17 protein-coding genes and 2 riboswitches are annotated in these 14474 nt (G+C 40.7%); of the genes, 15 read left to right on the forward strand and 2 right to left on the reverse strand.

All coding sequences use genetic code 11. From position 1 onward, the window contains the following. Positions 1-38 precede the first annotated feature (38 nt). The 15 genes from G8782_RS08170 to G8782_RS08240 all read left to right on the forward strand — a co-directional run bounded on the left by G8782_RS08170 (position 39) and on the right by G8782_RS08240 (position 12640). Positions 39-575 carry a histidine phosphatase family protein gene (locus tag G8782_RS08170; RefSeq protein ID WP_172370456.1) on the forward strand — a complete coding sequence of 179 codons (537 nt, stop codon included), beginning with the start codon at positions 39-41 and terminating at the stop codon, positions 573-575. Positions 576-983: 408 nt separating this feature from the next. Then, positions 984-1700, forward strand: a complete 717-nt coding sequence (locus G8782_RS08175) for a GntR family transcriptional regulator (RefSeq protein ID WP_172370457.1) — start codon at positions 984-986, stop codon at positions 1698-1700. 135 nt (positions 1701-1835) lie between these two features. Then, entirely contained in the window at positions 1836-2261 is a 426-nt protein-coding gene (gene phnG / locus G8782_RS08180; RefSeq protein ID WP_172370458.1) for a phosphonate C-P lyase system protein PhnG, read from the forward strand. A 31-nt stretch (positions 2262-2292) separates the two neighbouring features. Then, the gene (gene phnH / locus G8782_RS08185; protein ID WP_172370459.1) at positions 2293-2889 is read left to right on the forward strand and encodes a phosphonate C-P lyase system protein PhnH; all 597 of its coding nucleotides are present in this window, start codon (positions 2293-2295) and stop codon (positions 2887-2889) included. Beyond that, positions 2889-3995 (forward strand): carbon-phosphorus lyase complex subunit PhnI, encoded by a 1107-nt coding sequence (locus G8782_RS08190; RefSeq protein ID WP_172370460.1) that lies wholly within the window; start codon positions 2889-2891, stop codon positions 3993-3995. Before phnH ends, G8782_RS08190 begins: the two co-directional genes overlap by 1 nt. Next, positions 3995-4867 (forward strand): alpha-D-ribose 1-methylphosphonate 5-phosphate C-P-lyase PhnJ, encoded by an 873-nt coding sequence (locus G8782_RS08195; RefSeq protein WP_172370461.1) that lies wholly within the window; start codon positions 3995-3997, stop codon positions 4865-4867. The genes G8782_RS08190 and G8782_RS08195 overlap by 1 nt, the downstream gene beginning before the upstream one ends. Beyond that, positions 4857-5696: an ATP-binding cassette domain-containing protein gene (locus G8782_RS08200; RefSeq protein WP_172370462.1), complete on the forward strand. Its 840-nt coding sequence runs from the start codon at positions 4857-4859 to the stop codon at positions 5694-5696. Before G8782_RS08195 ends, G8782_RS08200 begins: the two co-directional genes overlap by 11 nt. 12 nt (positions 5697-5708) lie before the next feature. After that, positions 5709-6932, forward strand: coding sequence for a phosphonate metabolism protein PhnM (gene phnM, locus G8782_RS08205; RefSeq protein ID WP_172370463.1), 1224 nt, complete (start codon positions 5709-5711; stop codon positions 6930-6932). Then, complete coding sequence (locus tag G8782_RS08210; RefSeq protein WP_172370464.1) at positions 6886-7512, forward strand: LbetaH domain-containing protein; 627 nt, start codon at positions 6886-6888, stop codon at positions 7510-7512. The genes phnM and G8782_RS08210 overlap by 47 nt, the downstream gene beginning before the upstream one ends. Positions 7513-7518: 6 nt before the next feature. Beyond that, the gene (locus tag G8782_RS08215; protein WP_172370465.1) at positions 7519-8214 is read left to right on the forward strand and encodes a phosphonate C-P lyase system protein PhnL; all 696 of its coding nucleotides are present in this window, start codon (positions 7519-7521) and stop codon (positions 8212-8214) included. A gap of 16 nt (positions 8215-8230) precedes the next feature. Next, positions 8231-9061: a PHP domain-containing protein gene (locus G8782_RS08220; RefSeq protein WP_172370466.1), complete on the forward strand. Its 831-nt coding sequence runs from the start codon at positions 8231-8233 to the stop codon at positions 9059-9061. Positions 9062-9101: 40 nt separating this feature from the next. Continuing rightward, a complete protein-coding gene (locus G8782_RS08225; protein WP_172370467.1) occupies positions 9102-10127 on the forward strand; it encodes a PhnD/SsuA/transferrin family substrate-binding protein in 1026 nt (341 codons plus the stop codon). A gap of 83 nt (positions 10128-10210) precedes the next feature. Continuing rightward, on the forward strand, positions 10211-10975 hold the full coding sequence (gene phnC, locus G8782_RS08230) for a phosphonate ABC transporter ATP-binding protein (RefSeq protein ID WP_172370468.1): 765 nt from the start codon (positions 10211-10213) through the stop codon (positions 10973-10975). A 13-nt stretch (positions 10976-10988) separates the two neighbouring features. After that, complete coding sequence (locus G8782_RS08235; protein ID WP_172370469.1) at positions 10989-11774, forward strand: PhnE/PtxC family ABC transporter permease; 786 nt, start codon at positions 10989-10991, stop codon at positions 11772-11774. Continuing rightward, positions 11774-12640 (forward strand): PhnE/PtxC family ABC transporter permease, encoded by an 867-nt coding sequence (locus tag G8782_RS08240; protein ID WP_172370470.1) that lies wholly within the window; start codon positions 11774-11776, stop codon positions 12638-12640. Before G8782_RS08235 ends, G8782_RS08240 begins: the two co-directional genes overlap by 1 nt. A gap of 76 nt (positions 12641-12716) precedes the next feature. On the opposite strand, the gene thiW is transcribed toward G8782_RS08240, so the two are convergent. Continuing rightward, positions 12717-13214: an energy coupling factor transporter S component ThiW gene (gene thiW, locus G8782_RS08245; protein WP_172370471.1), complete on the reverse strand. Its 498-nt coding sequence runs from the start codon at positions 13212-13214 to the stop codon at positions 12717-12719. Next, positions 13211-14089, reverse strand: a complete 879-nt coding sequence (gene thiM, locus G8782_RS08250) for a hydroxyethylthiazole kinase (RefSeq protein WP_343035016.1) — start codon at positions 14087-14089, stop codon at positions 13211-13213. Before thiM ends, thiW begins: the two co-directional genes overlap by 4 nt. Further along, positions 14074-14181: riboswitch (TPP riboswitch) on the reverse strand. It overlaps the preceding gene by 16 nt. Before the next feature lie 184 nt (positions 14182-14365). Continuing rightward, a riboswitch (TPP riboswitch) is annotated at positions 14366-14471 on the forward strand. Positions 14472-14474 lie beyond the last annotated feature (3 nt).

Raw genomic sequence — 14474 nt, forward strand, 5'->3', positions numbered from 1 at the left:
TACTGGTTTCCGGGGGAAAGTAGAGTGAGGTGTTGGTTATGGAAAAAGTATTATATCTCGTGCGTCACTGCGAGGCTGAAGGGCAGTGTCCGCATGCGAAATTGACGCCAGAAGGAAAGGTGCAAGCTGAGAAACTAGTGTCGTTTTTCGGTGATGTCGAGATAGATAGAATCATATCAAGTCCCTTCGTTCGCGCTAGGTGCACGGCAATGCCGATTGCCGAATCGAAAGGACTGTGTATTGAACAAAATAGTGATTTGACCGAGCGCGTGCTTAGCTCACAAGATGAAAAAGACTGGATAGGAAAATTAAGAGACAGTTTTTCGGATGTCCATTTAAAATATAAAGGCGGCGAGTCTTCGATAGAAGCAATGACTCGCGCCTATAAAGTCGTGAAAGAATTGGAAGTTGGCTCTCGTACGGTCATTGTGACGCACGGAAATCTGATGACATTATTGTTAAGATGTTTTGATAAGAGGTTTGGTTTTGAAGAATGGCGGGATCTCACAAATCCTGATGTCTATCGTATAACATTTCATACTGGAGAAGTTTCTGTAGAACGAATTTGGGATTGACGCTCTTTATTATAAAAATCATTAAAAAGAATAGCCGCCCGGTAAATAAATTGCCGGAGCGGCCTCAAGTGTTTCTAAAAACCATGGTTTAACACTCTCGCCAACTTTATGTAAATTTACAATTATTTTACATTGCATTAACACTTCTTTAACACTGTGTAGATATAGTTAAGAAACAGTAGTAATAGAAATTAAAAAGAGTTGCTACCTATAACTAATGGGACATGCTCTTAATTCGGAAAAAATATTGAGAAAGTTGGGATGATCATATGAAGTTTGTATCGATGAATTTTGACGGAATGAAAGGGTGCAGACGTCTCCTGCACTACTTTAAATAGCTTTGATGAGATGAAAAAGACGACCTCAGAGACGAAATAAAAATAAACACTAGCTGAAAAGGGTGAAAAAATGCTTGCTCAAAATGATTCGAAAATTATAGATGATTTACTTCAATTGATTATCGAAGGAAAGTATAAAGAAAATGATCGGCTACCCTCGGAAAATGAATTGGCAATTTATTATAATATGCCTCGGATCAATGTGAGAAACGCATTATTAAAATTGGAAGATATGGGTTACATTTATTCAAAGCAGGGAAAAGGTCGGTTTTTGAAGCCTAAAAAGCATCAGTTAGAATTGAATCTTACAGGAAGTAAAAGTTTTACCGAGGCAATGAAACATGCGGGACATGATTTGGAAACACAGAATCTCGGGTATGTAAAAGTTCCTTATGATGAAAAAATCTATTCCAAACTACAAGTAGGGCAGGATGATGAAGTGATTAAGATTTCACGTCTTCATATTGTTGACTCACAACCCACTGCTCTACATATTTCATATGTTTCAAAATCTGTTTTCCCGAGAATTGAGCGAGATGGCGACAATATTCAATCAATGTTCTCTTATTATGCCGATCAAGGCTATACGGATTTTTCAAGCAATAAAGGTTGTGTAAGTATTTCATTTCCAACGAGTGTGGAACGTGCGCTATTCGAGTGTGCTGCACTGGTACCGTTATTGGTTGTTGAAAGTGATTGCATTGAAGCCAATCAAAATAGGGTTCTGGGCTATACAAAAATTATTTATCGTAGCGACTTATTTACATATGTCATTGCGGAAGACTAAACAAGTAAAAACCTTATCCTTGGATAAGGTTTTTTGTTTCTCTATCTTTACATTCCTTTAACAATCTTTTTTACAAACCCTTAACACCACGCAACTTGGCAACAAGATAAGCTTGTGTTGTAAAGGAGTGAGATGATGAATCGACGCAGACGAACGGCAATTCTAATCGACGGCTCACCTAGTTTTGCAAAAGACTTAGCTCGTGAAATTGAACGTAACTATGCTGTTCGAATTTTGTCAGAACCGCAACATGCGTTAACAATGATCAAGTTGAGGGAGACAGCCAAAAATTCACTTTTTTATCTTGGTGAAGTGTTAGTGACTGAAACAAAGGTGCAAATCAACAATAAAATAGGAATTGGCATCGTGGTGGGCAATGAAGAAGAACTTTCCTATGAGTTGGCAGTGATTGATGCAGCATACCAAGGCGCGTTAAAGGAAACTAAAAATTGGACGTTACTTTTTGAAGAAGAAGAAAGACGAATTCGTGAAAATAAAACGACTAGAGAAAGAGCAATTTTAAAAACGAAAGTTGATTTTGAAATGATGGATGTCGAATGATGAAACTTAAATTCAAACTAGGAGTGAGATCATGGCCATTGACTTAGTACACGATACACAAGAAGTTTTTCGTACTTTCCTTCATTGCATGTCAAGACCCGGAACGATAAAAAATATTGAGGAAATTGGAAGACCGATTGGACAACACGAATATTGCCAGCATTCAATTTTCGTTAGTGCAATCACATTGTTGGATGCGGAGACGCGTTTTCATGTCGTTGGCGAACAAGCTGATCTGATTGAAGAATTTCTTTCATCCTTTACCTATTCAAAAGTTGTAGATCTTCAAGCAGCAGATTATATCTTCATTATGAAAGATGCTAAAAAACAAATGATAAAAGAAGTTTTTAAAGAGGCGAAAAAAGGCACATTAACGAATCCGCAGCAGTCCGCAACCATTCTAATTGAAACAGATAGGTTGTCAAATGGAAATCAGCTTACGTTAGAGGGTCCAGGAATTGCGCATACGCAAAACGCTGAAATAGTTGATAGTGAGTTTTGGATAGCTGAAAGAGCGGAAGCCATGAAAGAATATCCGCTTGGCGTAGACATCATCTTAATCGATCGAAAAAGCAATATCATGTGCCTGCCTAGAACGACGATTATTCACAAGCGCGAGGTGTACTAATGGCTTATGTAGCTGTAAAGGGCGGCGCTGAAGCGATAGAGGAGTCGATTAAGCGCCTGACTTATGAACGCATCCATGCGAATGAACTATTGGAACTCGAAACGATTACGGCGACTATGCGTGGAATGGTTGACCAAGTCATGTCTGAAAGTAGCCTATACTCGGAGTTTTTGGCAGCAATTGCGATTAAACAGTCGGAAGGCAATGTGGAAGAAGCCGTATTTTTGTTGCGAGCTCATCGTTCAACTTTGCCGAGGACTTATTATACACGGGTTGTCGAGACAAATACAATGGCTGTCGAACGGAGAATATCAGCGAGTTTCAAGGATATCCCGGGAGGACAAATATTAGGGGCTTCCTATGATTATACGCATCGATTAATGGACTTTGATTTGATTGGAGAATCAAAAGCAGGGATGAAAGAGTGGGTGTCGCAATTTTTGAGCGAGGAAATTGAAACAACAACTAATCCCGACTTAACCACACTACCAAAAGTTGTTGAGTATCTTCGTGGGGAAAAGTTGTTTTCTCAAATTGAAGACGACAACACGGAACCGATAGACGTAACAAAACAGAGTCTTCAGTTCCCGACGACACGCAGTGAGCGATTGCAGGTGTTGACGAGAGGACAAACCGGTGCTGTTACATCGCTAGGGTATGCGGCCATTAGAGGATTCGGTCAAGTCCATCCAACAGTCGGGGAGTTACGTGTAGGCAAGTTGCCGCTTTGGATTAGCCATCCAACCGAACAATCGGATGATGAAGAAAATGATTATTATATCGGTGAAATCAAAGTGACAGAAGTGGAATCGTTTGTACCGGTTTCTGTTCAAAACGAGAACAATACAGAAGAAATGGAATTTGAAATCGGCTATGGCATTTGTTATGGACAAAACGAAACGAAAGCCATTGCGATAAGCATTTTAGATCATAGTTTAGAAGTTGGGAAGAAAGAATATCCAACACAGGATGAAGAATTCGTACTGCTCCACATAGATTCGGTAGAGTCTAGCGGTTTTATCTCACATTTGAAATTGCCGCATTACGTGACATTTCAATCCAAGCTCGATAGCATGCGAAAAATAAAAAAGGAGTCTGAAAAATAATGCAGTTGCAAACACACTTCGCTTTATTTGATGAAGGTTCCAAAAAAGAAATACGAAGAGCTATTTTAAAAGGGGTAGCCATTCCAGGCTATCAAGTGCCATTCGCTTCAAGAGAGATGCCCATTGCTCGCGGTTGGGGGACTGGCGGCCTTCAAATCACATTATCGATAATCGGAAAACAAGATGTCTTAAAAGTGATTGATCAAGGATCCGATGAATCGGTCAATGCGGTTAACATAAAGAAACTTGTCAATAAAACAACTGGCGTTAAAACGACAATCGAAACAAGCGAGGCGACAATCATTCAGTCTCGACACCGTATTCCAGAAGTTCCTTTGACGGAAGAGCAAATTATGGTGTTACAAGTTCCAATTCCTGAACCTTTGCGCTGGGTTGAACCGAGTGAATTCAAGACGAAAAAACTTCATGCTGAAAATGATTACAGCGGTGCATGGCTCATGTTGTTTGAACAAATTATGAAGTATGGAAAAACAGCCACGGATGCAGATCATCCTGTACTTGTACATGACCGATATGTTATGGCGCCTAGTCCAATTCCGCGATTCGATAATTCGAAAATTCATCAATCGGAAGCTTTGATCTTGTTTGGCGCTGGTAGGGAAAAGAAAATCTATGCGATTCCTCCCTACACAAATGTTGTGTCGCTTGCATTTGAAGACTACCCATTCGAAGTCGAAACGTTTGATGGTAAACAATGTCGATTGTGTTCTGCAACGAATGTATTTCTTGATGAATTGGTAAATCAGGAAACAGGCAGCACTGAATATCAATGCAATGATACTAGCTATTGTCTATCCATGTTGAACGAAGACGGGATTACTGCAGAAGTGGAGGTCGCACATGCACGATAAACCAATCTTACAAGTAAGGAATTTGAAGAAACAGTACGGACCAGGTTGCGCCGACTGTGCGGATCCGGCGAATAGAATCATCGAGAAGAACCATTGCCCTAAGTGCCAAACCGTTTATGCTTGCCGTAATATTTCATTCGATTTACATGAGGGCGAAATACTGGGTATCGTCGGAGAAAGCGGAAGCGGAAAGTCGACGCTGATGAAGTGCCTGTATTTCGATGAAGCTGTAACAGACGGGAAAGCCTTTATTCGTTCGTATCAAGGTGGGCAAACGAATATTTTTGAAGAGTCATCTCAACAACACCGATTTATTCGAAATTATATCCTTGGGATGGTGTACCAAAATCCAATACTTGGATTAAAAATGGATTTTTCATCTGTTGGAAATATTGCTGAAAAGCTTATTGCAGCTGGGGACCGTAGAGTAAAACGCATGGAAGAAAGAAGCAAAGAATTACTTGAACATGTTCATATTCCTATAGCCCGTATGAAAGATGAACCAAAGAAGTTTTCGGGCGGGATGCAGCAACGTGTTCAGATTGCAAAAGCGCTGTCCAATAATCCGCCGATTTTATTTTTGGATGAAGTTACAACAGGTTTAGATTTATCGGTACAGGCAAGTGTTCTTGATCTGATTAAAAGAATTCAAAGAGAACTTGGAATAAGCATGCTTGTTGTATCACATGATCTAGCAGTTATTCGGATGTTGGCAAACCGTACCATTGTCATGCTTAACGGAGAAATTATTGAACAAGGGTTAACTGATCAAATATTGGAAGATCCACAGCATGCGTATACGCAACAGCTAGTTTATTCATTAATTTAAAGGAGTGCTTCTGTGTACATTCTGATAAATGGCCAAATTATTATGGAAGAACAGATACTTGAAAACCATGCAGTCGTGATTAGTAATGACCGAATCCAAGAAATTATCCCGGCGAAGGATATTGCCATGTACAGTGGCTATTCGCTAATCGATGCACAAGGCGGATATATCTCACCGGGATTCGTAGACATCCATTCGGATTATATCGAAGGAATTATTTCCCCGAGACCGACTTGCTTAATGGATTTTAAAATGGGTATTCGGGAAGCTGAACGAATCTTAGTGAGCCATGGGATTACAACAATGTTTCACTCCCTCTCGATTTATAAGGGCAATGGATTTGCACCTAAACCGATACGCAGTCCAGAAAACGTGAATCGACTTATCGATGCCATTAATGACACATCGACGAGTGAGCATTTAATCAGGAATCGTACTCACGCCCGCTTTGAAATCGACAATATTAATGAGGTAGAGCGTTTCACCAAAAACGTTGCAGAAGGAAAAGTTCACTTGATATCCTTCATGGATCATACACCGGGACAAGGACAATACCGAGACTTGGAAATCTATCGTAAGACATTACAGGGATTCAATGAACTATCTGATGAAGAGTTGGACAAAATCATTGCGGGTAACGTGAACACAGAAAAAATCACACTCGAACAAATCAAGGAGATTTCTCGAATCGCGCTAGATAACAAGATTGCGATTGCGTCGCATGATGACGATGACATAGAAAAGTTATCGCTCGTAAAAAGTTTCGGTACAACGATTAGTGAGTTTCCAACGACGTTAGAAGTTGCGAAAAAAGCCAATGAAATGGGTTTATGGACGATTGCAGGAGCCCCGAATGTGTTGCTTGGAGGTTCTCACTCTGGAAACTTATCGGCAGCAGAGGCTATTCAGAAACGGACAATTGATATTTTATGTAGCGATTATTATCCGGCTGCATTGCTTCATTCTATTTTCAAATTAAATGAAGAATACGGACAGGACCTACATGAAATGTTCCAGCTCGTTACACTGAATCCCGCAAAAGCTGTTCAAATGGATGAGGATATTGGGTCCATTAAAGAAGGGAAAAAGGCAGATATCATTATTATTGAAAAAATGGACGATGGATATCCGATGGTTACGACATCAATAGTGGATGGAAAACTAATTACAAGGACGGTGTACCGCGTCGATGCAAACAAAGGAACTTCATTTAACCGAGAAGCCTTATATTCATGACAATGTTGAACTGAAAAACACTCAACTTGGTGCATTTACAGAAATCGGACTGTACAATTTCATCGAAAATGCCACGTTAGATGATTATTCATACACGGGGCAGTTCTGTTTCATACAAAATTCGAAAATCGGAAAGTTTGTCAATATCGCTGCAAAGACTCGAATAGGACCAACAGATCATCCTTATAAAAGGCCATCCCTTCACCATTTTACTTACCGTAAGGCCATGTATGGATTTGGTGATCGGGATGATGAACAGTATTTAGGTGAACGTGAAAGCCGAACCACATACATCGGTCATGACGCTTGGATCGGTCATGGTGCCATTATTCAGCCAGGTATTTCAATTGGCATTGGGGCAATCGTTGGAAGTGGAGCCGTTGTGACAAAAGATGTTCCGCCTTATGCGATTGTTGTCGGTGTTCCTGCGAAAGTTATTAAATACCGATTTTCAGATGACGAGATTGAAGCGCTTCGTCGCATCAGTTGGTGGGATTGGTCCTTTGAAACAATTAAAAATAGAATAGATGACTTCCAGCTGAACATTGCAGAATTTATTAAATTATACGATGAAAGGTAGGGTATCATGTCGCGATTACTCGAAGTTAAAGATTTAAGTAAATCCTTTATAATTCATCATTTAACTAAAAAAATGACAGCAATTGAAACAATCAACTTTTCACTGGAAGAAGGTGAATTTATCGGAATTGTAGGGAAGAGTGGCAGTGGAAAATCGACCGTGTTAAAAAGCATTTACCGAACGTACTTACCGGAAAAAGGTTCAATACTCTACAACTCTGAGAAGTTCGGATTGGTGGATTTGGCAAAGCTTTCAGAAAGGGAAGTTTTGTATTTACGCCAACATGAAATTGGCTATGTGTCACAATTCTTGAACGTAATGCCACGAACGACTGCCCGCGAACTTGTAGAACAAGCGGTTATTGAAATGGGACGGCCCAAAGATGAAGCAAGGCAAGCCGCAGAAGATGCGTTGACTCATTTCGAACTGGATCCCGAGTTATGGGACAGTTATCCAAATACGTTTTCAGGAGGGCAAAAGTTACGATTGAATATCTCCTGTGCCATTGTAAAAAAACCTCGACTCCTTCTATTGGATGAACCGACAGCGAGCTTGGATGATGCTTCTAAATTGAGAGTCAGAGAAATTATTGAACGCTTGAAAATTGGTGGCACAACATTAATTGGCATCTTTCATGATTTAGAATTTATGGATGGCTTATGCGATAAAGTCTATGACTTGCAGAAGAAAATCGTTGTTTAAAAAGGAGGTTTTACTGATGAAGGCAGATTTACATATTCATTCCAATTACTCTGATGGTTCTTTCTCTGTGGAGGAGCTACTTCAAATGGCTTCAAAGAAAGGCCTAACTCATGTCAGTTTAGTCGATCATGACACAGTTCGTGGGATCGAACCGGCACAAATTGCAGGTAAAAAATATGGAATTACAGTGATCCCTGGTATTGAGATATCGGCTTATGATTTTTCAAGGAACCGTAAAGTGCATATTCTAGGCTATGCCTTTGATAAGGAAGCAACCCAAATAAAAAGACTTTGTAATCCATTGTTATCAAGAAGACATGAGAATTCCTTGTGGCAAATTCATCAATTGCAAAAGAATTATTTTGATATTGAATTTATAGAAGTTGCAAAAAAAGCAATGACGTCAGGTGTTATTTACAAACAACATATTATGGAGGCTTTAGTTGATGAGCCATTTAACACGCACTACTACAAGAAACTGTATAAGAAACTTTTTAAAGGAAATGGAATTTGTGCAAGAGATATTGAATACGTAGATGCCATTTCAGCTGTCAGGGCAATCAAGGCAGATAACGGCTATGCAGTTTTGGCGCATCCTGGACAACTGGATTCATATGACCTGATTCCTGAACTTGTGAAAAATGGACTCGACGGAATCGAAAGCAATCACATCGCTCATACAGCAGAAGACAGGAAGAGAGTTGCGCAATATGCAAATGAGTATTCATTATTTCAGACTGGCGGCAGTGATTTTCATGGTCGATATGGATGCCAAGTTGAAATTGGAGAGCAGTTAAGCCCGACTCAACTCTTCGAATTAGTCCTTACAAACTCTTACAATATATGAGGACATTAGCAAAAAAACTATCTATTAAAAAGGAGCAAAAATGAAAAAACAAATTTTGTCTTTCTTAACACTTATCGTTATAGCGTCGGTTTTAGCAGCTTGTTCCACAGGATCTGCATCAAATTCAGATGAGTTGGTAATGGTTTGGTATCCAAATGAATCAGGCAATGATTTAAAAGCGGCACGTGATGCAATTGGTGAGGTAGTTGAAGAGGTAACTGGAAAAAAGGTCGACCATAAGCTGACGACTGACTATGCCGTTGCTATTGAAACAATCGCTAATGGAAACGCACAGCTTGCATTCATGGGGGCGCAGGGATATATCGAGGCAAGTAACAAGAATGATAAGATCAAGCCGATTGTTGTTCCAAGTGGCGCATCAGGCACAATTGATGATGCAGTTTACTATAGCTGGTTGGCTGTGAAAAAGGCAGATGCAGAGAACTATAAAGTAGATGGTGACTATTCAATAGATCATATTGTCGATTCCGATTTCTCGTTCGTATCAAGCAGTTCAACGTCAGGGTTTAAAGTTCCTTCAACTGATATCGTTTCTTATTTTTCAACACAAGATAAATGGAAAGAATTGACGCAAGAGGATTTGATGGAGGGCGGAACATTCTTCAAAGATGTGTTATACGGTGATTCGCACCAGGGTTCTGCTGTAAACCTTTTAAATGGCCGTGCTGACGTTGCTGCATTCTGTGATACATGTGTTGGGAATTATGTAGAAGTTGCAGAAGGTGAAGCGAACAAAAAAGGCGCAATTTACAGAGTGAAAGATGATGCTGCAGAACCATTTAATAATTTGTACGGTGAAGAATTCACATTGATTAACGTGACACCTGTTTTAAATGCGCCGTTTGTTGCGAACACAGAGGTGTTAAGCGAGGACGATTTCAAGAAAATTCAAGACGCTTTAATTTCAGATGAGATTGCAAATAACGAAAGTATCTTTGTTCCTGCGGATTCCCAAGTTTCAGGTCTCTTCACAAAAAAAGCGGAAGAGCGATTTGTTTCTGTAGATGACGAATGGTTTAATCCAATCCGCGAACTATCAAAATAAGATCATGACTAGACTGAGCGGGCATGTGCCGATGATGAGGCACATGCTTTCCGATAAAAAAATTGATGCAAGGAGTTTTTCAGGTGGCCTTATTACATGTTAAAGATGTCTCTAAGCATTATGAAAAAGGGAAGAATGTTTTATCAGATATTAACATGGAAATATTTGAAGGTGAGTTTGTATCGATTATTGGCCCATCTGGTGCAGGTAAATCAACATTTCTTCGTTGCATTAATCGAATGATTAATATTTCTGAAGGGGATATCCACTTCGATGGAATCGATGTGTCGTCGTTAAATAAAAAAAGTTTACGTAAACATAGAACGAAAATAGGCATGATTTTTCAACATTACAACTTGGTTTCTCGTTTAACAGTCATTGAAAATGTGTTACATGGTAGATTTGGCCATAAATCGACATTGCAAGGTGTCTTGGGAATGTTTACAGAAGATGAAAAAATGGAGGCGTTTCATCTTCTTGAGAAGTTAGGAATGAGCGAGCACGCCTATAAAAGATGCGATCAACTGAGTGGGGGGCAAAAGCAACGTGTCGGTATTGCGCGTGCTTTAATACAATCCCCGAAGTTGCTCCTTTGTGATGAGCCGATTGCTTCGTTAGATCCCAATGCTTCGAAAGTAATTATGGATCACTTACAAAGCATTTCGAAGGAAATGAATATAACCTGTATTGTCAACCTTCATCAGGTCGATGTAGCCCGGAAATACTCGGACCGGGTGATTGGATTGAATAGTGGTCGTGTTGTTTACGACGGGGAGTCAAAAGCGCTGTCGTCAAAGGCGATTCATGCAATTTATGGTTCTGAAGCCGGAAGTTTAATAATGGAATAGGAGGGAACCTTCGATGACGATTCATGCTTATAAGAAAAGTAAAAAACAACTGACAATTTTCTTTGTCACGCTTATTGGCATTACGCTTTTATCTGCAAAGTTAACGAATTTCAATTTCTTGCATGGAATTCAAACCTTGCCTAAAGCGATTGGTTGGATGTTTTCTAACCTGTATATTTCAGCGCAATCCTTAGAGAAATTTCCATCTGTTTTAGAAAAATTAGTAGAAACTATTTTTCTGTCGATTACTTCCACTACAACAGCCGCTGTTGTAGCGATGTTCTTGGCATTAATGGGTTCGCAAACTACGAAGGTGAATAACTTTTTCGCATCATTGAGCCGAATCATTGCTTCGGTATATCGAAACATTCCGATTGTCGCATGGGCGTTAATCCTGCTTTTGTCATTCGGGCAAAATGCGTTAACAGGATACTTTGCTTTATTTCTCGCCACATTCGGATTTTTAACACGTGCTTTTATTGAAACGATTGATGAAACGAGTAGTAGTTCAGTCGAAGCTTTACGGGCATCGGGAGCTACTTATTTTCAGATGGTGGCGAAAGCGGTCATGCCGGAATGTTCGCCGCAAATGATTAGTTGGATTTTATATATGATTGAAACGAATATCAGAAGTTCGACGCTTGTCGGGATTTTAACAGGAACGGGAATCGGCTTCATGTTCGATTTATATTATAAAAGCATGAACTACAATGTGGTGAGTTTGATCACAATCAGTATTGTCGTTGTTGTAATTGGAATTGAACTCATTTCCAATTATGTCAGGAGGGTAATTTTATAATGACGACGATAAAGAGTAATGATCTGACCTATGATTTCAAAAAGAAGACGAGCGCTGGAAAAATAAAAATTAAAGTTTGGGGAAAGTCGCAGATTGTCATGTTGCTTACATTTCTATCACTTTTTATATTAACGGTTTATGGATTTTGGACCTTCGACTTAAAAGGGATATCTCTAATAGAAGCGACAAACGAAACGTTATATAATTTGAAAGTGATGTTTTTGCAACCCTCTTTTAGTCATTTTACTTTGTTGGATGCGGTTGGCCAAATAGGCATAACATTGGGACTTGGCTTTCTTTCGACATTGTTGGGGGTAATCCTCTCTTTGTTTCTTGCATTATTTGCTGCAAAAAATTTATCGACAAAGACGGTTTCGAACGCGATTATTGTCGTTGTGACTTTTATACGTGCTGTACCGACTGTGTTGTGGGTATTGATTCTTGCGATTGCGGCAGGACTTGGAAGCGAAGCGGTCATACTAGGAATGGTCTTGCATTCGGTTGCATTTTTGGTGAAAGCCTTCTCTGAATCGTTTGAGGAAGTAGACGAGGGAATAATCGAAGCATTGCGTGCAAGCGGAGCAAATTGGTGGCATATTGTGACGCATGCTGTCATCCCTACAACTGCAAGTTCCTTATTATCCTGGTCATTTTTACGCTTTGAAACGAATTTTACAGTTGCGGTAGCAATGGGTGCTGCAGCGGGTGCTGGTGGCATCGGTTTTGAATTGTTAATGGCTTCCGGTTTCTATTTCGATCTACGTGAAGTTGGGTTTATTACGTACTTTATACTAGTAATCGCAATCGGTCTCGAGCTATTCTCCACGCAATTAAAGAAACGGTTTTTGACAAACGCTTCTGCTTAATGTTAATTCAGTTGAAGAGAATGATTCATAAAAGAGGCCGCTCCCGCAACTTAAGCGTTGAAGCGGCTTATTGATATTACTCTAGCGTTCCAAGTTTTCTCCCGATCTGTGTATGTTGTAATCGTGAAGCGAGTAACAATCCTAACGCTGCTCCACTGAAACTAGAAACGAGAAACGGCGGGACGAAGAAAAAGGTCGTGACCGTCGTACCCATCAAGATTTTTGCGTACGGAACCGCAAACAATGGGGCGATGAAGCCCGTCCCGATTACCTCGCCAATCCCGGCAAACGCGGTCTTTCCGAACCGCTTGTACATCACCCCCGCCAGATAAGCGCCAATCATGCCGCCCGGAAATGCAAGAAGCGATCCCGTCCCGGTTAACAAGCGAACGAGCCCCGTCACAAATGCAATCGTAAGTGCAGGAATCGGTCCGAGCATAATCGCAGCCAGCACATTGACAGCATGTTGAATTGGGTAAGCCCGCGCGATACCCGCGGGGAATGAAACAAATGCTGATCCAGCGACAGCTATCGCTACAAACATCGTCATAATCGCTATTTTTCGTGTACTCATTTTTCAATATCCTCCTCTGAATAAAGCGCGTTCAAGAAATGGACGGCAAAATCGCCAGGTCCTTCAGCAAGTTCCGCGGCTTTTTCACCGGCGCGTTTATAAAAAGTCAATGCAGTAGCGGCACCTTCCATTTTATTTTCTCGGGCGACCGCCAAAAAGGCACCGACGACACTGCTTAATAAGCATCCAACGCCAGTGACGCGTGTCATAAGCGGATGACCGCCTGTTATTTTGATGATTTCAATACCATCTGTCAAGATATCGACTGTTCCAGAGACGGCAACGACGCAATTATGTTTACGCGCGACATCTTTCGCAATATCCTCGATATCGGCATCGCCTTCACCCGCGTCCACTCCTTTTGCTTGCCAAACACCCCCCGCAATCGCTGCCAATTCGCCTGCATTGCATCGAATAAGCGTTATATCGACTTCATTCAAAATTTGTCGAACGCAGTCTTTTCGGAAAGAAGTAGCCCCGGCACCAACTGGATCAAGTACGACAGGAGAGCCGTTTTTTGTGGCGCTTTTTCCAGCCAGAATCATTGCTTCCACGGTATCCCGTTTTAACGTTCCGATATTTAATACGGTCGCAGACGACACTGCCGCAATTTCCGCAGCTTCTTCAATTGCATCCGCCATCACCGGTGATGCGCCGAGCGCAAGTAAGCCGTTCGCTTGGAAATTCGCGACCACGATATTTGTGATGCAGTGAATTAGTGGCTGCTCCGCACGTAGTTTTGTTAAGAGATTTTCGGTTTGATTCTTCAATTGATTCCCGCCTTCACTCATTTTTGGAATTGAAAAAGCCGCCTCCTGATAGTCGGGAAGCGGCCTGCGGTTTCGAATTAAAAACGTGATAATATGCAGTCCCACTTCCCTCCGCTGGCATGAACCAGATCAGGTAATAAGAGTCCGCATATCCATATGCATCTCAGTCTTTAAAAAAGACACCCCTAGTGGCAAAATCATTCAATTAGTTTTCACAACTACTATATCATAGATTAATAAAAAGTGAAAAAGGGTTTGCAAATTTAGAAGTCGAATACCAAGAGAATATATTTCATAATCCTAAAAGTCTAAAACACGTCACAATATCCATTTCGGATTTTCGTTCAAGTATGTTATAGTGGAATCAAAGCTGAATAGTTTGATAACCACTAGGGGTGCCTAATATAGGCTGAGACGTGCGAGTATGCGCGGACCCTTGGAACCTGATTCGGATTATACCGACGTAGGAAAGTGGGCATCCGCGCCTTTT

Source organism: Sporosarcina jiandibaonis (assembly GCF_013184495.1).
Classification (GTDB): domain Bacteria; phylum Bacillota; class Bacilli; order Bacillales_A; family Planococcaceae; genus Sporosarcina; species Sporosarcina jiandibaonis.